Raw genomic sequence first — 18,509 nt, 5'->3', positions numbered from 1 at the left:
CGTGCTGTACTCGTCGACGACGCCGAGCGCGAAGCGGGCCGCCTTCCGGGCGGGACTGCGGTCCGGCGAGCTCCTGCGGTTCCCCGGAGCCTTCAACCCGCTGTCGGCCAAACTGGTGCAGCGGCACGGTTTCGAGGGCGTCTACGTCTCCGGGGCCGTGCTGGCCGCCGACCTCGGGCTGCCCGACGTCGGGCTGACGACGCTGACCGAGGTCGCGGGACGGTCGGCGCAGATCGCCCGGGTCACCGACCTGCCCGTCCTCGTCGACGCCGACACCGGGTTCGGGGAACCGCTGAACCTGGCCCGGACCGTGCAGGCGATGGAGGACGCCGGGGTGGCCGGCCTGCACGTCGAGGACCAGGTCAACCCCAAGCGCTGCGGCCACCTGGAGGGCAAGCAGGTCGTCGACGAGGCCACCGCGGTGCGCCGGGTCCGGGCGGCGGTCGACGCCCGCCGGGACCCCGACTTCGTCGTCGTGGCCCGCACCGACGTGCGCGGGGTCGAGGGTTTCGAGGCGGCCGTCCGCCGGGCCCAGGCCCTGGCCGACGCCGGGGCCGACGCCGTGTTCGCCGAGGCGATGGCCGACCTGGGCGAGTTCGAGGCGATCTGCTCCGCGCTGCAGGTGCCGGTGCTGGCCAACATGACCGAGTTCGGCCGCAGCGACCTGTTCACGCACGAGGAGTTGCGCGACGCCGGCGTGCGGATCGTCATCCACCCGGTGTCGCTGCTGCGGCTGGCGATGGGGTCGGCCGACCGGGCCCTGACCGACCTGGGGAGCACCGGGACGCTGCAGGGCCGGGTGCCCGAGATGCAGACCCGCGCGCAGTTGTACGACCTGGTCGACTACGCCGGTTACGGCGCGTTCGACTCGTCCGTGTTCGACTTCAGCCTGGAAGGGAACAGAGGATGATCCACGAGGACGGGGTGCGCAAGGGGCTCGCGGGTGTCGTCGCGGACACCACGGCCGTCTCGAAGGTCGACCCCGACACGAACTCGCTGCTGTACCGGGGGTACCCGGTGACCGAACTCGCCGCGCAGTGCTCCTTCGAGCAGGTCGCCCGGTTGTTGTGGGACTCCGAACTGCCCTCGCCCGGGACGCTGGCCGAGTTCAGCGCCCGCGAGCGCGCCGGCCGCGCGCTCGACGAGCAGGTGCGGGACGTGCTCGACGAACTCCCGCTGGCCGCGCACCCCATGGACGTCGTGCGCACCGCGGTCAGCGTCCTCGGAGCCCTGGACCCGGCCTCCGGCGCGAACTCCCCCGAGGCCGAACTGGCCAAGTCGGAGCGGTTGTTCGCCGCCCTGCCCGCCGTCGTCGGCTACGCCCAGCGACGCCGCCGCGGCCGCGACGTGCCCCCGCCGCGCGAGGACCTGGGGTACGCCGCGAACTTCCTGTGGACGGTCACCGGCGCCGATCCCGACGAGCTCGCGGTCCGGACGTTCGAGACCTCGCTGATCCTGTACGCCGAGCACTCCTTCAACGCCTCGACGTTCGCGGCGCGCGTGGTCACCTCGACGCTGTCGGACCTGCACTCGGCCGTCACGGCCGCCGTCGGCGCGCTCAAGGGGCCGCTGCACGGCGGGGCGAACGAGGCGGTCTGGAAGACGTTCGAGGAGATCGGGCTGGGGGAGGGGGCCGGTGACCGGGCCCGCGCCTGGCTCGCCGAGGCGCTCGGGGAGCACCGCAAGGTCATGGGTTTCGGGCACCGCGTCTACCGGCACGGCGATTCGCGGGTGCCGACGATGCAGGCGGCGCTGCGCGAACTGGCGGCCGCCCGCGGCCGCGCCGACGTCCTGGACCTGTACGACGCGCTGAAGACGGCGATGGCCGCCGCCAAGGACATCGCGCCGAACCTCGACTACCCCGCCGGCCCCGCCTACCACCTGCTCGGGCTGGACACCGACCTGTTCACCCCGGTGTTCGTCGCCGCCCGCGTCGTCGGGTGGACCGCGCACGTCATGGAGCAGCGCGGCGCGAACTCCCTCATCCGGCCGCTGTCGGAGTACGTCGGCCCGGAACTGCGGCACGTGCCCGACGTGGCCTGACGCGGCGACCGAGGAGTCGACGCCGGCGGTCGAGGACCCGGGGAGGGCCACCCGTGCCCCTACCGGCTCTCCACCGGGGTCGCGCGACGGGTGCACGATCGATGCACCCGTCCTGCAACTCGCCGTCCCCGTGCCCGGCCGCCGCGGCGAGGTCGGCCTCGATTGCGTCGCCGGCACACCGGCCGCAGAATCCTGCGGTGGCGAAGCAGAGCGCGGGCATCCTGCTGTACCGACGGGCCGGTGAGGGGGTCGAACTCCTCATCGCCCACATGGGTGGCCCGCTGTGGTCGCGCAAGGACGAGCACGCGTGGTCGATCCCCAAGGGCGAGCCGAACCCCGGCGAGGAACTGCTCGACGCGGCGCGACGGGAGTTCGCCGAGGAACTCGGGTTGCCCGTGCCGGACCTGGAGTTCACCGAGCTCGGGCAGGCTCGGCAGTCGAACGGCAAGGTCGTCACGATCTGGGCCGGCGAGGCCGACCTCGACGTCAGCACGATCGACCCCGGGACGTTCCCGATGGAGTGGCCGCCGCGGTCGGGGCGCACGGTGCAGTTCCCCGAGGTCGACCGGGCCGAGTGGGTCGTGCCCGACGTCGCCCGCACGAAGCTGGTCAAGGGCCAGGTCGTGTTCGTCGACCGCCTGCTCGACCGGCTGTCGGTGGGCGGCGCATGACCGCCCGACCCGTGCCGGTCCCGGCATCTCGGCCGACGTGTGCCCGACCCGGCTGAACTCCGCACGGGGGAACCACCGGGGTTCGGCGGGAGGCTGGCCGTGCCACCCCAGCGGGTGGGCAACGAGTTCCCGAGCCGCCGCACGAGCACGAGGAGAAGACGTGTCCGAACCCACCGTCGTCCTGGTCCACGGGGCCTTCGCCGAGTCGTCGAGCTGGAACGGGGTGATCGGCGCGCTCGGCGATCGCGTCGAGGTCCTCGCCGTCGCCAACCCGCTGCGCAGCGTCGCCGGGGACGCCGCCTACCTGCACTCCGTCCTGGACGGGCTGGAGGGCCCGTTCGTCCTCGTCGGCCACTCCTACGGCGGCATGGTGATCACCGAGGCGGCCGGCGGCCGTTCCGACGTGACCGCGCTCGTGTACGTCGCCTCGTTCGCGCCCGAGAACGGGGAGTCCGCGCTGGACCTGTCGGGGAAGTTCCCCGGCAGCACCCTGGGGGGGACCCTCCTGGAGTACCCGGTGAACACCGGGGGCACGGAGGTGCGGATCCGGCCGGAGGAGTTCCACGCGCAGTTCGCGGCCGACGTGCCGGCCGACGTGGCCGCCCTCATGGCCCGCACCCAGCGGCCCGTGACCACGGCAGCGCTCGGTGATGCGCTCAGCAGCACCTCGCCGGCCTGGCGCAGCGTTCCGTCCTGGTTCGTGTACGGCAGCGAGGACAGGAACGTCCCGGCGCAGGCCCTGCAGTTCATGGCCGACCGCGCGCAACCCCGCGCCGTCGACGTCGTCGACGGCGCCTCGCACGCGGTGGCGGTGTCGAACCCGGCGCGGGTGGCGGCCGCCGTGATCGCCGCCGCCGGCGTCTGACGGCCGGTCGCGGGGGAGGCTCAGGCCAGGACCGGAGCCTTCACCCGCGACTCGACGAGCACCGGCAGGTGGTCCGAACCGGCCTGCTGCAACGTCTTCACCTTCTCGATGTGCATGCCCTCGGAGATGGCGAAGTCGAAGTGCCCCCGGAACCGCTTGCGCACGTACGTGGGCAGGTCGCTGTGCGAGACCTCGAAACCCTGCTCGGACAGCCGGCGCGCCAGCGAACTGGCGAACCACGGGTAGTTGAAGTCACCGACGACCAGCGCGGCCGATCCGTGCGCCGCGGCGCGGATCGCGCCCAGGGCCTCGGTGATCTGGTGGCGGCGCATGGCGTTGGACGCCGACAGCGGCGCGGTGTGGATGGAGGCCAGTGTCAGCAGGGCGCCGTCGTCGTGCAGGTCCTCGAAGCGCACGGCGAGCAGCCGCTCGTGGGCGGGGGACATGAGGCGGTCGTGCATGGAGCGCCGCAGCGGGCGCAGTTCGTGCCCGTGGGCGTGCAGCCGGTCCGGGCGGTAGTACAGCGCCAGGCCCAGCCGGTTGCGCTGGGTGGCGCCGGCCAGGACGAGCGGGCCCACGGTCTCGGGCAGTCGCAGGGTGTCGCACTCCTGCAGGCACAGGGCGTCCACGTCGTGCGCCACCGCGAGCTCGGCCAGCTCGAGCGTCGCGCGTCCCTCGTGCAGGTTGTAGCTGATCGTCCGCAGGGGGCGGCCCACCTGATCTCCCACAGGACGAACGTACCTCCCGGTCACCTGTCGTGCTCGGCATCGACGGACCGCAGCACCCCACCCGTCTCACGGCTCCCGCGTGCCCCGGCGCGGCTCCGTCGACCCCCGGACTTGTTGACGGTTGAAGTTCCGCCACCTACTGTCGATTGAAGCGTCACGTCATCCGCCAGGGGGGAGTCAGCGTGCCGATCGTGGACCTGGCCGCGTGCGGGTCCGGTGCGGCCGCCGACCCGACCACCCCTGCGCCCACCGTCGTCGACGACGCCCGGACGGGGTCCGCCCAGCGTTCCCCGCAGGTCGCCTGGAGGGAACCACCCGTGACCCAGAACCCCGTCGCGACCGTCCGCACCGCGGTCGACGTCCCGCTCCGCTTCGCCGACGGGTACCGCACCACCGCGCGCGTCCACACCTTCGACGGGCTCGTCGACGGCCGGGAGCACCTCGCCCTGTCCCTGGGGGACTGGCAGGACGGCACCCCGCTGGTCCGGCCGCACAGCGAGTGCCTCACCGGCGACGTGTTCGGTTCCGAACGCTGCGACTGCGGTCCGCAGTTCCGGGAGGCCGTCGAGCGCATCTCGGTCTCCGGCGGCGTGCTGCTCTACCTGCGCCAGGAGGGCCGGGGCATCGGGCTGTACGCCAAGCTCGACGCCTACGCGCTGCAGGACAGCGGGTTGGACACCTACGAGGCGAACCTGGCGCTGGGGCGCGGTGAGGACGAACGCGACTACACCGCGGCCGCCCAGATGCTCGCCGCCCTGGGGGTGGACCGGCTGGACCTGCTGAGCAACAACCCCGACAAGGCGGTCCAGCTGGAACGGCACGGCCTCACCGTCGAACGGCAGGTCCCCACCGGGGTGCACCTGTCGGCCGCGAACGCCGCCTACCTGCGGGCCAAGCGCGACCACACCGCCCACACCCTTGACCTGGCCGGCTGACGTGCGCGACGAGGAGTTCGCGCGCCGGGCGGTCGGACTGGCCGCCCGGGTGGGGTTCGACGAGCCCGGACCCCGTCGTCGGTCGCGTCGTCCTCGACGCGGGCGGGAGCGGGTGTCGGAACGTGCCACGACGTGCTGCCCGCCCGCCACGCGCTGAGGGACGCCTGGGACAACAGCAGGGCGCGGCGGCCCGGTGCCTCGCACCGGTCCGCCGCGCCCGTGGGACTGCCCTTCAGGGAGCGGTGACGCCCCCCGTCGTCAGGGCTGGTCGGGGTAGCGGTTCGCGTGGGTCGGAGACTCGCGCAGGTTCACCTCGCGGTCCTGGCCCAGCGCGTCGGCGTCGTGGTGCGTGCCCGCAGCGCGGTGGTCGCGGTGGTCGTGGCGGTCGTCGCCCTCGACCTCCTTGGCCAGCAGGCCCGACCCGATGGCCCAGATCGCCGCACCGAGGAGCCCGACGTAGACGCCGATGGTCGGCGCCAGACCGTCACCGCGTTCCAGACCGCCCATCGGGTGCAGCGCGAAGGCGATGCACTGCAGGGTCGCGGCGAGGGCGACGGCCATCGACACCAGGGTGAGGCCGCGGTGCTGACCACGCCGGGCGCGCTTGCCGGCGTAAGCCATGGCCAGCAGCAGACCGATGCCCAGGTAGGCGATGAAGGGCACGAGGGAATCGGTCTCGTACCCGATCCGCGCATCCTCGGTGCCTTCGAAGGTGACCCAGTTCAGGAACGGTGAAACGTTGAAGACGACGATCCCGAGGGCGGCGACACCCAGGCCCGTCTTGCGGGCGGTCCGGTCGTCGCGGTGCCGGTCAGGACCGTTCAGATCTGCGGTAGCCAATGCTTCCTCCGTGGTTCGTGGCCGCACGAGGACGTGTTCGTCGTCGTGTGCGTGGACGACCGCGCGGCGCGCGGGTCCGACGTCGTGGCGGCGGGGCTCGCCGGTAGAAGGAGCGGGGCGGTCACGACGGGCGGGGTGTTTCCGGTCCAGTCCGGAACTCGTCCACGATGGCCCGTCTGCCTGCAGGCCCAGTACCGGGCGACTTCCCCGGCTGCGTCCAGCACACCACAGGTACCTCCACCCCGCGCGGCGACAGTTTTCCGAGCCCCGGACGGACGCACCGGACCGGTACCGTGATCACGTGCCCGGACCTGCGGTGCTGCAGCCCTACGACCCGGTCTGGCCCGTGCGGGCCGCCCGGTTGCTCGACACCGTCCGGCGGGCTCTCGAACCGCTGGGGCTGGCCGAGTCCTTCGAGCACATCGGGTCGACCGCGGTGCCGGGACTGACGGCCAAGGCCTACGTCGACCTGCAGGTGTGCGTGAGTTCGCTGCCGGCCGGGGACGTGCTCGCCGGAGCGCTGGCCCCGACGGGTCTCGTCCCGGCCACCGGCGCCCGTCCGGACTCCCCGGGGGTGCACCGGGACGTCCCGCGGGGATCGGAACAGGTCCCCGACGACGTGTGGCGCAAGCAGTTGTTCGTGCGCGACCCCGACGGGCCCGGGGCGGCGATCCTGCACGTCCGCCTGAGCGCCTCGCCGTGGGCCCGGTACACCGTCTGGTTCCGCGACTGGCTGCGAGCGCATCCGCACGCGCGGGACCGGTACGCCGCGTTCAAGGCGGCCGCCGCCGCCCAGCACGCCGGCGACCCCGACTTCGACGACTACACGCGCACCAAGACGGTGTTCTTCGACCAGGTGCAGGAGGAGCTGGAGGCGTGGGGACGACGTTCGGTCACCTGAGGGCTTCTCCTACCGCGCGAACTCCTTCCCGCTGGGGGTGATGACGCCCGTGCGAGCGAAATCCGTGGCCTCGGCGAGGCGGTGGGAGCGGGCGTTCCCCGGCGCCACCCGGAGCACCGCAGTCTCCGCCGAGGTGTTCACCGCAAGCCAGCCGCACAGGAGGAGCACGGCGCGCGCCGCCAACCTGCACTCCCTGAACCCCGCCCTCCGGGGCCGCCAAGGACTACGTCCGCACCGTGGTCGCCGCGGCCCGGACGCTGGCTCTAGTACGGCTGACCGGCCCAACGCGAAACACATCCGTCACACGAAAGCCCTTCCCGGGATCATCCGTCATGGTTACAGTCCTAGACGGGACGATCTAGCGACATGGGGCGAGGCATGAGCGAGCAGGAACCCTGGCAGTGGGACGAGCCGGTGTGGCGCGGACACGTGGACCGCGTCCGTGCTGGACGGGCGCTGACGCCGGCCTGGCCGGACGGCAAGCGCGTCGCGGTCGCACTCTCGTTCGACTCTGACCACGAGACGATCCCGCTGCGCGACGGTGAGACACGCCCCGGCAAGCTCGCCCAGGGGCAGTACGGCTCGCGCGTTGGTGCGCGGCGCATCTTGGCGGTGCTCGAGAAGTTCGGCGTCCCGGCCAGCTTCTACGTGCCCGCCGTCTCGGCGCTGCTGCACCCCGAGGAGGTGCGCGACTACGCCGCCGCCGGGCACGAAGTCGCCGCGCACGGCTGGATCCACGAGCGGAACACCCTGCTCACGCCCGCCGACGAGCGCGACCTGCTCGCCCGCAGCCTCGACACACTCGAGCAGCTCACCGGCACCCGGCCGGTCGGCATGCGGACGCCGTCGTGGGACTTCTCCGACGACACCCTGCGCATCGCCCTCGAGCTCGGTCTGCGCTACGACTCCTCGCTCATGGCCGACGACGACTGCTATGAACTCGTCGCCGACGGCGAACCTACCGGCATGGTCGAGGTCCCCGTCGAGTGGATCCGCGACGACGCGCCCTACTGGATGATGGAACGCTTCGGCTCGCTGCGGCCCTACACGCCCCCGCGCTCGGTCCTGCAGCTGTGGATCGACGAGTTCGACGAGGCCCGCGCCGACGGTGGCCTGTTCCAGCTCACCATGCACCCGCACGTCATTGGCCACCGCTCGCGCATGGTCGTGCTCCGGGAACTATTGCGGTACATCGCCTCTCACGACGACGTGTGGTTCGCGACGCACCAGCAGGTGGCCGACCTGGCCCGTACGAAACTGCCCTGAACCCACCGGGCCTCCGCGCCCCACCCGAGAGGTGCACCGTGACCACCAGCGCTCCGCCCGCGTCGATCCGCGGGAAGTTCACCCGCCAGCAGCGCAAGGCCATCGTCGCCGGCTCCATCGGCAACGCCGTCGAGTTCGTCGACTGGGCCGTCTACGCCACGTTCTCCTCGGTCTTCGCCGCGCAGTTCTTCCCGGGTGACGACCCGACGGCCGCGCTGCTGTCGACCCTGCTCGTGTTCGCCGTCGGGTTCGTCATGCGGCCCGTCGGCAGCGCCGTCCTGGGCCACTACGCGGACCGGCACGGCCGCAAGGCGGGCTTGACGCTGACTATCGGCATCATGGCCGGGGCCACCGCACTCATCGCGGTCACCCCCTCGTACGCCACGATCGGCGTCTTCGCCCCGATCCTGCTGCTGCTCGCGCGCCTGGCACAAGGTTTCTCCGCCGGTGGCGAGTTCGGCGCGTCGTCGGCGTTCCTCGTCGAGAACGCGGCCCAGGGTCGCCGCGCCTTCGCCGGTTCGTGGCAGCAGGTGTCCGTCGGCGCCGGCGTCCTAGTCGCCTCCCTCATGGGCGTGATCCTCACGAACTCGCTGTCGGAGGAGGCGCTTGCGTCCTGGGGTTGGCGCGTCGCCTTTGGCGTCGGCGCGCTGCTGGGCCTGGTGGGGTTGTGGCTGCGCGTCACCGTCGAGGAGACCGAGTCGTTCTCCGAGGCCAAGGCCGCCCGCGCGCACGAGGTCGAGAAGCACAACCCGCTGGTCGACATGGTCACCACGCACCGCCGCGCCGCCCTGCGCGTCGCCGGCATCACCATCGCCGGGACGCTGACCTACTACATCTTCATCAACTACATGCCGACGTTCGCCCGCACCAACGCGGCCGTGACGTTGAGCGAGGCGTTCCTGGCCAACACCATCGCCGTCGCGGTGTTCCTCGTCCTGCTGCCCTTCGGCGGGATGCTCTCGGACAAGATCGGCCGCAAGGCGACCATGACGGCGTTCGCCGCCGGGTTCGTGGTGTTCGCCTGGCCCGCGTTCCACTTCATCCAGGGCGGCGGTTTCGCGACGCTGCTGGTCATCGAACTCGTCGGTGTGTTCCTGCTCGTCGGCTACTCGGCGAACTGTGCGGTCGTCATGGCCGAGCAGTTCCCGCCGGAAGTCCGCACCACCGGCATCGGCCTGCCCTACGCCCTCGCGGTGGCCGTGTTCGGTGGGACCGCGCCGTACGTGACCACGTGGATGTCTTCCAACGGGTACATCGACTACATCTGGATCTACGTCGCCGTCGCCGCCGCGATCGGGGTCGTCGTGTACACGATGATGCCGGAGACCAAGGACAAGGAGATGGCGTGAGCGGCAAGCACGTTCTGGTCACCGGGGCAGCCAGCGGCATCGGCCGCCGGATCGCCCTCGATTTCGCAGACGCGGGGTGGACGGTCTCCGGGACCGATCTGCGCGCCGAGGACGTCGAGCAGGAGCTGGACGGTTCGGCGGCCGCGCTGGCCGCGGACCTCGCCGATCCCGCACAGGCCACCGCGGTGGTCGAGCAGGCGGCTGCGCGGCAACCGCTCGACGCCCTGGTCAACGCGGCCGGCATCTACCCGGCCGTCCCGTTCGCCGAACTCACCGCGGAGTCGTGGGACCAGGTGATGGCCGTGAACCTGCGGGCGCCGTTCCTGACCACGCAGGCGTTCGCCGCCCAGGGCCGTCCGGGCTGCGTCGTGAACATCTCCTCCGGCGCCGCGCTGCGGTCCCGTCCGGGCGCCGCGCACTACGCGACCTCGAAGGCGGCCCTGGAGGTCCTCACCCGGTCCGCGGCCCTCGAACTCGGCCCGGCCGGCATCCGCGTCAATGCTGTCGCCCCGGGATTCGTGACCGTCGACAGCGCCGCGAACCCCGTCACCGAGGAGTACGCCGCCGCGGTGTCGGCCAACCCGCTGGGCCGGCGCGGTGAACCCGCCGACATCTCCCGCGCGGTGCGCTGGTTGATCTCCGACGAGGCCGAGTGGATCACCGGCACCGTGTTGCGCGTCGACGGCGGCGGGTCAGCCGGGACGAACGCGCTCCCCTTGCACTGGAACGGCACGACCAGCACCCAGGAGGCCCCGTAGTGAGCAGCTACACCGTCGTCGGGGCGGGGGCCATCGGCGGAACCCTCGCCTGGTACCTCGTCCGGGCCGGTCACGACGTCCGGCTCGTCGACGCCGACCCCGCCCACGTCGAGGCGGTTCAGGAGAACGGGCTCGTCCTCGAACGGAACGGCGTCCGCGAGGCCGTCGAGGTTCCCGTCTCCGATCTCGAGACCGACCTGAGCCGCGGAACCGTGCTGCTGGCCGTCAAAGCCCTCGCGACGGCTTCGGCGAGTTCGTGGATCGCGGAGCGCCTGCACCCCGACGACTGCGTCGTGAGCCTGCAAAACGGGCTCAACGAGGCCGTCATCGCGCGGGCCGTCGGGGCCGAGCGCACCGTCGGCGCGTTCGTGAACCTCTTCGCCGACGTCGTCGAATCTGGCGTCGTGCGCGACGGCGGCGCCGGCGCTCTGCGGATCGGCGAACTCGACGGATCGACGAGCACCCGCGTCGAGACGGTCGTCGCGGACCTGCAGGCCTGGGGGCCGGCCGAGGCGACGTCGAACGTCGTCGGCTACCTGTGGTCGAAGCTCGCGTTCGGCGCGGTGCTGACGGCCACCGCGCTGGCGGACGCCCCGATGGCCGACCTCATCGAGGCGCACCCCGCCGCTGTCGCAGGGCTGGTCCGGGAGGTCGTCGGGCTCGCCGGGCTGCAGGGCATCGCCGTCGAGGGTTTCGACGCCTTCGATCCCCACGGCACCCTGTCCGACGACCCCGCGCCGGCCTTGGCGGGTCTGGTGGCGTGGTTACGGACGCAGAGCAAGGACCGCAGCGGGATCTGGCGTGACATCGCCGTGCGCCGCCGGCCGACCGAGGTTCCCGTCCACTACCGGCCCGTTCTGGCGATGGCCGCCGAACGAGGCGTCGCCGCGCCGCTGCTCGCCTCCGTCGTCGCCCAGATCGCCGAGGTCGAGTCCGATCCCACGTCCATGTCGGTTGCCCGGCTGGACACCCTCGAAACCTTCGCTCTCACAACCGCAGCCACCCAGGAGGTCGCGCCGTGATCCAGCCCGCCGAACTCACCGCGTGGATCGGTGAGCGCCGCGCCGAGATGCTCGACGACCTCCGTGCCTACGTCGAGACCGAGACCCCCAGCGACGACCGCGCCGCCCTGGAGAAGGGGCTGGCGTTCGTCGAGCAGTGGCTGCTGGACCGGCTCGGGTCGCCCGCCCGCCGCGAACTCACCCCCGGCGGCGAACTCGGGGACGTCGTGGTGCTGGACCACCCCGGAACCCTCGGCGGACCGCCGGTCCTGCTGCTCGCGCACTACGACACGGTGTGGCCGCTGGGCACCCTCGACGAGATCCCGTTCTCGGTGACCGGCGACGTCGTGCGCGGCCCGGGCGTCTTCGACATGAAGGTCGGCCTCGTCCAAGTCGTGTGGGCCTTGCTGGCGCTGGACCACTTCGGCGTTCCCCGTCCGGACGTGCGGATCCTGCTCAACGGCGACGAGGAGATCGGTTCCCCTGTGGGCCGTCCCGTCATCGAGGAGGCCGCGCGCACGGCGTCGGAGGTGCTCGTCCTCGAGGCCAGCGCCGACGGCAAGGTCAAGACCGCCCGCAAGGGGGTCGGCCTGTTCCAGCTGCACCTGACCGGAGTCGAGGCGCACGCGGGGCTGGACCCACGGGCCGGGGCCAGCGCCGTGTACGCGCTCGCGCGGGTCATCGGTGCGCTGGAGGCGGCCGTCGACCTCGAGGCGGGGACGTCGGTCAACGTGGGGATCGTCTCCGGTGGCACCCGCGCCAACGTCACCCCCGGCAAGGCGTGGGCCAGCATCGACGTCCGGATCTCCTCCGACGCCGAACGGGAACGGATCGACGCCGTGCTCGCGAGCCTGGACACCGGTGACGGACGCGTCGCGCTGGAGGTGACCGGCGGCTGGAACCGACCCGTGATGGAACGCACGGACGCCGGTGTCGCGGCCTTCGAGCGAGCCCGGTCGGCGGCGACCGCGCTGGGTTTCGCCCTCGAGGAGACGGCCGTGGGCGGGGCCAGCGACGGGAACTTCGCGGCCGCCGTGGGCGCCACCGTCCTCGACGGACTGGGAGCCGTGGGCGCGGGCGCGCACGCTCGGTCTGAGCACGCCACGGTGTCCGGGCTGCTTGAGCGCACCGCCCTGCTGGCCCTCCTGCTGGCGCAGCCCCCGCGCTGACCGTGTGAGAGTTGCCCCGTGACTGCACCCGTGCTCGACGACCTCGACCTCGATCTCGTCGCTGCCCTGCAGCGCTCACCCCGGGCACCGCTGAACGTGCTGGGCGAGGCCCTCGACACCTCGCCCAGCACCGTCGGCCGCCGCCTGACGCGGCTGGTCGACGAGGGAATCGTCCGCGTCGTCGGGCAGGTCGACTGGTCGCTGCTGTCGGACACCCACCCCCACCACGTGTGGATCAACACGCGCCCCGGACGGGCGCGGGCGGTCGCCGTCGCGCTGACGCAGGTGCCCGGCGCACAGTTCGTCGCGACCACCGCGGGCCGCGCCGACGTCCACCTCACCGTCCACTCACCCTCGCGCAGCGAGACCGCGCACCTGCTCACCGGCACGATCGCGGGAATCGAGGGCGTGCTCTCGACGCACTCAGAACTCGTCCTGCGCGCCGTGACGAAAGCCGACCAGTGGCGCCTCGACCGCCTTGGGCCCGAGCAGCGTTCGCTGCTGGTGGCGGACTCCGACGCGGCCGGCGACGTGCACCCGAGCGCCAACATCGCCTCCCTGACGCCGGCCGAACTCGTCGTGACCCGGCTGCTGCACCGGGACGGGCGGATCCCCGCCAGCGACGTCGGCCGCGAGACGGGCATGAGCCGCTCCACGGCACACCGGGTGGTCCAGTCGCTGCTGAGCCGCGGGATCGTGCAGCCGCGCGTCGAGATCGAACCCGGCCTGGTGGGTTTCCCCCTGGAAGTGGCGGTCCAGCTCGCGGTGAAACCCGGCGACACCACGGCCGTGGCCCAGTGGTGCGCCGAGCAACCCTCGGCCCGGTACGTCTCCGTCGTGGCCGGGACGTGGTCTGTCGTGCACCAGGGGGTGTTCCGCAACGAGGACGACCTCGCCCAGTTCCTCGAACGCGATCTGGCCGAGCTGCCGGGAATCACCGGGTGGGGGGTGTCGGTCGTCCTCGAGGTGCTGCAGCGCTACTTCCTGCGCCGCGTCGACGGACGTGTGATCGGTGCGCCGATCTCCTCCATCCCCGAGCCGGCGACGCCTGGTCGGGTCGTCCGCGAGTCCGTGGCGGGATCAGCCCACAGACTCGCAGGATGCCCACCACCGAACACCCCCTGACCGGTGTCGACCCGACCACCGTCTTCCGCCTCGGGGCCGCCCTGTTCCGGTTCGGCCGGGCGCGGCGCGACGTCCTCGCGGCTGTCCTGCCGCGGCGGGGATGGAGCTTCACGGTCCTGCCCTACCCGGGTTACGGCGTCGACGCGCAGGCGCGGATCCTGGGACGAGTCATCCCGGCCGCACTGGACCGGGAGCCGAGCGAGGTCCGCGGCGTCGCCCCCTGGCGGCGCCTGGTGACGTTGCAGCGTTCCTGGGTGGCCGCCGTGGTCGCCGTGGTCGCCGCGCAGGGTTCCGAGACGGTGCACGAGGTCACCAGCGGCCCAGCGGCCCGGTTGGCCTCCTGGACGCCGTCTTGCTCTGGTCGGCCGATCCGGGAACGCACACCGCGATCTTCCAGGTCGTCGAGCGACCCACAGTGCAGGCGCCGGTGCACGTCGCTGATCCGCAGGCGCGTACGGGCATCGTCTGCGACATCGACGCCACCGCTGTGATCACCGGTCTGCGGTGCCCGCTCAGCGCAGCGTGGCGGACCTTCACCCGCGCCCTCCAGCAACGGGCACCCGTCGAAGGGATGGCGGACCTGCCGACCGCGGTTCAGGAGGGAGTACGGCGGGGACGACGATCCGACCGTGTACCTCAGCACCGGGCCGTGGAACTTCAACGAGCCGCTGACGCGCTTTCTGCGCCGGCACGGGGTCCCTGACGGTCCTCTCCTGCTCACCGACTGGGGTTCCTCGAGGGAGGTGTTCTTCCGTGACGGCCGCGCGCACAAGCGGCGCAGCCTGCAACGGCTGCGGGCCGCGTTTCCGGGAGTGCTGGTTCCTGGTCGGCGGCGGCGAGAACGACCCGGCGGTCTATGAGGAGTTCGCCAGGGAGCACCGAGCACGTACGGGCCTTCGCGTTGCCCCAAGTCGGCGCCGACGTCGGACCCGATACGACGGAGGGCGCTGCACAGGACCGGATCGCGGAAGGTCCGGTACCGGTGGTGCAGGGAACGAACGGACACGTCCTGCTGCAGCGCCTACGCGCCACCGCCTTCGACTGGAAGCCGTCCGCTCGCATCCTCGGGGAGGACCCACCTCGGGCGTTCCGTGGCCAGGCGGGGCCGGTCGCTCCGGCCGGGAAGCTCCACGCAAGAGGTTCGTGCTGCCCCGCGCCACCTCCGGAAGTGCTTGATCACGGCTGAAGGTTGCAGCCAGCCCGCCGTGATCAAGCGGCGATCGTGCTGTGCCCGCGCTCACCCGGACCCGCCCGCGGCCACCTGGCGCAGCGCGCTGCGGAACGCGCGCACGGCCGGCCGGCCGGCGGCGCCCCGCCGCACGCCGGTGAACAGCCGCCGGCTCGGGTGGTCGGGCAGGTCGACGATCCGCACGTCGGCGCCGCGGCCGGACCGTACGAGGTCGGGCAGCAGCGCCACGGCGTGACCGGTCTCGACGAGGTGGAGGTGCAGCAGGACGTCGGGGGTGCGGACGCGCGCGTCCGGTTCGAAACCGGCCTGCCGGCACCGGGTGACGCTCCAGCGACCGGGGTCGGTGCCCGGGGGTTCCAGGACCCACGACGCCTGCGCCAGGTCCTCGAGGCGTCGGGCGCTCGACCACGGCCCGGTGGTGGGAACGGCCAGCCGCAGTTCGTCCAGGACGAGGTCCTCCTCCTCGACGTCGGCCCGTCGTGCTTGGGGCAGGCCGGGGTACTCCTCCCCGAGGACCAGGTCGACCTCGTGGGCGGCCAGCGCCGAGAACGCCGGCTCGGGTTCGCGGTGCTCGAGGACGACCCGCAGGGCCGGGTACCGCGCGGCCAGCAGGGTCAGCGCCCCGGGCACGAGCGCGAACAGCACCGACTGGAAGCTGGCCACCCGCAACGTCCCCACCGCCTCGCCGGACAACGCGGCCAGGTCCGCCTCGGCCCGCTCCAGCTGGGCCAGCACGACGTCGGCGTGCTCGACCAGCAGCCGGGCCGCCGCGGTCAGCGTCACCCCGCGGCCGCGCTTCTCGAGCAGGGGGACGCCGGCCTCGGCCTCCAGCTGGGACAGCTGCTGGGACACGGCCGAGGGGCTGTAGCTCAGGGCGGACGCGACGGCGGCCAGCGTGCCCCGGCGGTGCAGTTCCCGCAGCAGGCGCAGGCGGTGGACGTCGAGCACGGTCCCGCCTCTCGTCAGCAGAACTGAACGGTACCGCGCGGAAACGTTCGCCGGACGACGGCTTCTCGGCCGTTCGGCGACCGGCAGACTGGTGGTGTGGGTTCGGTTCTCCTCGTCCTCGGCTCCTGCACGTCACTGCAGGTCGGCGCGGCTCTCGCGGTTCACCTCTTCGCCCTCGGCGGCAGCACGGGCACGACCCTGTTGCGCCTCGGGCTCGCCGCGCTCGTGCTGCTGCTCGTCGTGCGGCCCCGGGTGCGGGGCTGGAGCGGACTGCAGTGGCGGGCGGCGCTGGCCCTGGGCCTGAGCCTGGGTGCGATGAACGGCTTCTTCTACGCCGCGCTGTCCCGCATCGACCTCGGCACCGCCGTCACCGTCGAGTTCCTCGGGCCGCTGACCCTGTCGGCGCTCACCAGCCGCCGCCTGCGGGACCTGCTGTGGGTGGCGCTGGCCCTGGGTGGGGTCGTGGTGCTGGGACTGACGGGGGAGCACCACGGCGGCTCGCTCGACCCGCTCGGGGTGACCTTCGCGCTGCTGGCCGGGGCCTGCTGGGCGGCCTACATCGTCACCGGTGCCCGGGTGGGGCGGGTCACGCCGGGCCACGGCGGGCTGGCGATCGCCACCGCGGTGGGCGCGCTGGCCCTGCTGCCGTTCGGTGCCTCCGGTGCGCTGCAGGCGGTCACGTCCCCGAACGGGCTCTGGCTGGCGCTCGGGACGGCGGTCCTGGCCTCCGTGGTGCCCTACTCGCTGGAGCTGGCGGCGCTGCGACGGCTGCCGCAGCGGACCTTCGGGATCCTGCTCAGCCTCGAACCGGTGATCGCCTCCCTGGCGGGGTGGGTGCTGCTGAGGCAGTCGATGACGGCGCTCGGTGGTCTGGGCGTCGTGCTCGTGGTGGCCGCGAGCGCCGGGGCGACGGCGACCGCCGGTGGCGGTCCACGCGAGGCCGCGCGCAGGAGCGCGCGGAAGGGAACGGACGAACCGCTGGAGCACCTCACGACATCGGGCGGCTGAGCGGCCGCCTGAAGGGGTCGCGCAGAGTCACCGCGGATCGCCCGTTCGGGCTACAGGAGACCCTCGCGGTGGCCGAGGCATGGAGGGAGGCAAGAACCCCCTGTCGCCCCCACCGCCCCGGAGGACCCCGTGGTCACCACCGCCCGCCGCACTGCTCGTCACCGCGTCCTCGGCCTCGTCGGCGCCTTCGCCGCGGTCGCCGGTGTCTTCGCCGGAACCGGTGCAGCGCAGGCGGACACCCCCCAGTTGACCGGCGACGGCGGCTCGGCCTGGCGCTCCTACGAACTCGTCAACGCCGCCCGCGCGCAGGCCGGTCTGCCGCTGCTCGGCCTGACCGACGAGGCGAACCGGGTCGCCACCGACTGGGCGTTCCGGATGGCCGGCGACGCGCAGCTGAAGCACAACCCGGACCTGTCGGTGCAGCTGCACGGCTGGTCGCTGGTCGCCGAGAACGTCGGCGTGGGCGCCGACTCCGACCAGCTGCAGGGCGCGTTCATGGCCTCCCCCGGCCACCGCGCGAACATCCTGCGCCCGGAGGTGAGCGTCGTCGGCCTCGGCGCCGTCCGCTCCCAGGACGGGCGCCTGTGGGTCGTGCAGGTCTTCGAGCAGCCCAACGGCCCGGTCGCCGGATCCACCCCGGCCCCGGCGCCCGTGGCCCAGCCGGCCGCGCAGGCCGCGCCCCAGCCGCTGCCCGCCCCCGTGGACGAGGCCCCGCAGCTGGACCGCGAGACCCGCGACCTCGCCTCCTGACCCGACCGCGCGGAGGGTGGGGTCAGGGGCGGGCGCGCTTGCGGCGCCGGTGCTCCACGTAGGCCTCGAGGTTCTCCCGGTAGTGGTCGGCGACGGCCTGGGCCGCGGCTTCGCTGCGGTACCCGTCGTCGACGCGGATGGTCACGTAGACCTCCCACGCGCCGTCGCTGCGCCGGCCCAGCCGCACCTCGGTCCACTCGTCGTCGAGGTGGGGCAGCAGCATGAGCTCGGGGAAGCCACCCGGGTTGGCCAGCAGGTCGTCCGCCATGGGCACAGCCTGGACCCGAACCGTTCCCGGGTGGAGCCGACACGACGGGTCCGTGTCAGTCGAGCACCTCGACGTCGCCCAGCGCCGCTCGCAGCCGGGCCAGTTCACGGGCCCGCGGGCGGACGAGGTGCGCGGTGCGGGCGGCGCGCAGCAGCGGCAGGTCGCGCAGGCTGTCGGAGTAGGCGTCGTCGACGGGCAGCTCGATCCCGGCCCGCCGCAGCGCCCCGACCTTCACCTCCCCGCGGATCGCGGTGGCCCGGGGCGGCAGCCAGCGGCGGTGCTCGTAGGGGCTGGCCACCAGGTCGACGTCGTGCAGTCCCAGCTCGGCGCACACCAGCCGCGCGAGCGGCTCGGCGCAGGCCGTCGCCACGACGACGCGGTCGCCGGCACGACGGTGCTCCTCCAGCCTGCGCAGCGCCACCTCGATGCGGCTCCGGCCGTGGTGGCGGGCGTGCTGGTGCCAGCGTCTCCGGAGCCCTCCGGCCGTCAGGCCGAACGTCGTCGCCCCGATCACCAGCAGCTCGGCCCGGGTCCGCGGTCCGGGCAGCAACCACAACGCCGCCCCGGCCAGGAGCCGGTGCGGGGCGCGTCGCCAGCTGGCCGTGAGGAACCGCCCGAAGGAGTCACCCGCGACGAGGGTGCCGTCGAGGTCGAAGACGACCGTGCGCCGCCGCCCGGACGGACGGCGGCGCACG

At 72.9% G+C, this 18,509-nt stretch carries 19 protein-coding genes and 1 pseudogene; 15 read left to right on the top strand and 5 right to left on the bottom strand.

Features of this window, described 5'->3' with window-relative positions:
- The first annotated feature begins 1 nt into the window (after position 1).
- The 4 genes from prpB (at position 2) to ACRYR2_RS19935 (ending at position 3,579) form a co-directional block, all read left to right on the top strand.
- Positions 2-910, top strand: coding sequence for a methylisocitrate lyase (gene prpB / locus ACRYR2_RS19950; RefSeq protein WP_432564635.1), 909 nt, complete (start codon positions 2-4; stop codon positions 908-910).
- On the top strand, positions 907-2,043 hold the full coding sequence (locus tag ACRYR2_RS19945; protein WP_432564634.1) for a bifunctional 2-methylcitrate synthase/citrate synthase: 1,137 nt from the start codon (positions 907-909) through the stop codon (positions 2,041-2,043). Before prpB ends, ACRYR2_RS19945 begins: the two co-directional genes overlap by 4 nt.
- 197 nt (positions 2,044-2,240) lie before the next feature.
- Positions 2,241-2,714 (top strand): NUDIX domain-containing protein, encoded by a 474-nt coding sequence (locus tag ACRYR2_RS19940; protein WP_432564633.1) that lies wholly within the window; start codon positions 2,241-2,243, stop codon positions 2,712-2,714.
- A gap of 160 nt (positions 2,715-2,874) precedes the next feature.
- On the top strand, positions 2,875-3,579 hold the full coding sequence (locus ACRYR2_RS19935) for an alpha/beta fold hydrolase (protein ID WP_432564632.1): 705 nt from the start codon (positions 2,875-2,877) through the stop codon (positions 3,577-3,579).
- A 20-nt stretch (positions 3,580-3,599) separates the two neighbouring features.
- On the opposite strand, the gene ACRYR2_RS19930 is transcribed toward ACRYR2_RS19935, so the two are convergent.
- The gene (locus ACRYR2_RS19930) at positions 3,600-4,307 is read right to left on the bottom strand and encodes an endonuclease/exonuclease/phosphatase family protein (RefSeq protein ID WP_432564631.1); all 708 of its coding nucleotides are present in this window, start codon (positions 4,305-4,307) and stop codon (positions 3,600-3,602) included.
- A 317-nt stretch (positions 4,308-4,624) separates the two neighbouring features.
- Between ACRYR2_RS19930 and ACRYR2_RS19925 the strand changes: the two genes are divergently transcribed.
- Positions 4,625-5,242: a GTP cyclohydrolase II gene (locus ACRYR2_RS19925; protein WP_432564673.1), complete on the top strand. Its 618-nt coding sequence runs from the start codon at positions 4,625-4,627 to the stop codon at positions 5,240-5,242.
- Positions 5,243-5,500: 258 nt separating this feature from the next.
- Here the strand turns inward: ACRYR2_RS19925 and ACRYR2_RS19920 are convergent, their stop codons facing one another.
- Positions 5,501-6,082: a hypothetical protein gene (locus tag ACRYR2_RS19920; protein WP_432564630.1), complete on the bottom strand. Its 582-nt coding sequence runs from the start codon at positions 6,080-6,082 to the stop codon at positions 5,501-5,503.
- Between the two features lie 301 nt (positions 6,083-6,383).
- On the opposite strand from ACRYR2_RS19920, the gene ACRYR2_RS19915 reads away from it, so the two are divergent.
- The 8 genes and pseudogenes from ACRYR2_RS19915 to ACRYR2_RS19880 form a co-directional block, all read left to right on the top strand.
- Positions 6,384-6,983 (top strand): GrpB family protein, encoded by a 600-nt coding sequence (locus tag ACRYR2_RS19915; RefSeq protein WP_432564629.1) that lies wholly within the window; start codon positions 6,384-6,386, stop codon positions 6,981-6,983.
- A 378-nt stretch (positions 6,984-7,361) separates the two neighbouring features.
- The gene (locus ACRYR2_RS19910; RefSeq protein WP_432564628.1) at positions 7,362-8,249 is read left to right on the top strand and encodes a polysaccharide deacetylase family protein; all 888 of its coding nucleotides are present in this window, start codon (positions 7,362-7,364) and stop codon (positions 8,247-8,249) included.
- Between the two features lie 38 nt (positions 8,250-8,287).
- Positions 8,288-9,598 carry an MFS transporter gene (locus ACRYR2_RS19905; RefSeq protein ID WP_432564627.1) on the top strand — a complete coding sequence of 437 codons (1,311 nt, stop codon included), beginning with the start codon at positions 8,288-8,290 and terminating at the stop codon, positions 9,596-9,598.
- Complete coding sequence (locus tag ACRYR2_RS19900) at positions 9,595-10,356, top strand: SDR family NAD(P)-dependent oxidoreductase (RefSeq protein WP_432564626.1); 762 nt, start codon at positions 9,595-9,597, stop codon at positions 10,354-10,356. The genes ACRYR2_RS19905 and ACRYR2_RS19900 overlap by 4 nt, the downstream gene beginning before the upstream one ends.
- The gene (locus tag ACRYR2_RS19895; protein ID WP_432564625.1) at positions 10,356-11,378 is read left to right on the top strand and encodes a ketopantoate reductase family protein; all 1,023 of its coding nucleotides are present in this window, start codon (positions 10,356-10,358) and stop codon (positions 11,376-11,378) included. The genes ACRYR2_RS19900 and ACRYR2_RS19895 overlap by 1 nt, the downstream gene beginning before the upstream one ends.
- On the top strand, positions 11,375-12,526 hold the full coding sequence (locus tag ACRYR2_RS19890) for a M20 family metallopeptidase (RefSeq protein WP_432564624.1): 1,152 nt from the start codon (positions 11,375-11,377) through the stop codon (positions 12,524-12,526). Before ACRYR2_RS19895 ends, ACRYR2_RS19890 begins: the two co-directional genes overlap by 4 nt.
- An 18-nt stretch (positions 12,527-12,544) precedes the next feature.
- A complete protein-coding gene (locus ACRYR2_RS19885) occupies positions 12,545-13,651 on the top strand; it encodes an Lrp/AsnC family transcriptional regulator (RefSeq protein WP_432564623.1) in 1,107 nt (368 codons plus the stop codon).
- 626 nt (positions 13,652-14,277) lie between these two features.
- Positions 14,278-14,511 (top strand): annotated as a pseudogene (locus ACRYR2_RS19880) (phosphatase domain-containing protein); the annotation flags it as partial.
- 377 nt (positions 14,512-14,888) lie between these two features.
- Here ACRYR2_RS19880 and ACRYR2_RS19875 read toward each other — a convergent pair.
- Positions 14,889-15,788, bottom strand: coding sequence for a LysR family transcriptional regulator (locus tag ACRYR2_RS19875; protein WP_432564622.1), 900 nt, complete (start codon positions 15,786-15,788; stop codon positions 14,889-14,891).
- Positions 15,789-15,884: 96 nt separating this feature from the next.
- Between ACRYR2_RS19875 and ACRYR2_RS19870 the strand changes: the two genes are divergently transcribed.
- Positions 15,885-16,796, top strand: a complete 912-nt coding sequence (locus tag ACRYR2_RS19870) for an EamA family transporter (RefSeq protein WP_432564621.1) — start codon at positions 15,885-15,887, stop codon at positions 16,794-16,796.
- Between the two features lie 129 nt (positions 16,797-16,925).
- Positions 16,926-17,546, top strand: coding sequence for a CAP domain-containing protein (locus ACRYR2_RS19865; RefSeq protein WP_432564620.1), 621 nt, complete (start codon positions 16,926-16,928; stop codon positions 17,544-17,546).
- Positions 17,547-17,568: 22 nt separating this feature from the next.
- On the opposite strand, the gene ACRYR2_RS19860 is transcribed toward ACRYR2_RS19865, so the two are convergent.
- Both ACRYR2_RS19860 and ACRYR2_RS19855 read right to left on the bottom strand, forming a co-directional pair.
- Positions 17,569-17,814, bottom strand: a complete 246-nt coding sequence (locus ACRYR2_RS19860; protein WP_432564619.1) for a hypothetical protein — start codon at positions 17,812-17,814, stop codon at positions 17,569-17,571.
- A 55-nt stretch (positions 17,815-17,869) separates the two neighbouring features.
- Positions 17,870-18,509: haloacid dehalogenase-like hydrolase (locus ACRYR2_RS19855; protein ID WP_432564618.1), on the bottom strand; the 640-nt coding region annotated here is incomplete at its 5' end.

The organism is Kineococcus deserti (assembly GCF_050871945.1).
Lineage (GTDB): Bacteria > Actinomycetota > Actinomycetes > Actinomycetales > Kineococcaceae > Kineococcus.
Note: the sequence above shows the minus strand (reverse complement) of the source record. Positions and strands in the feature narration are given on the sequence as shown.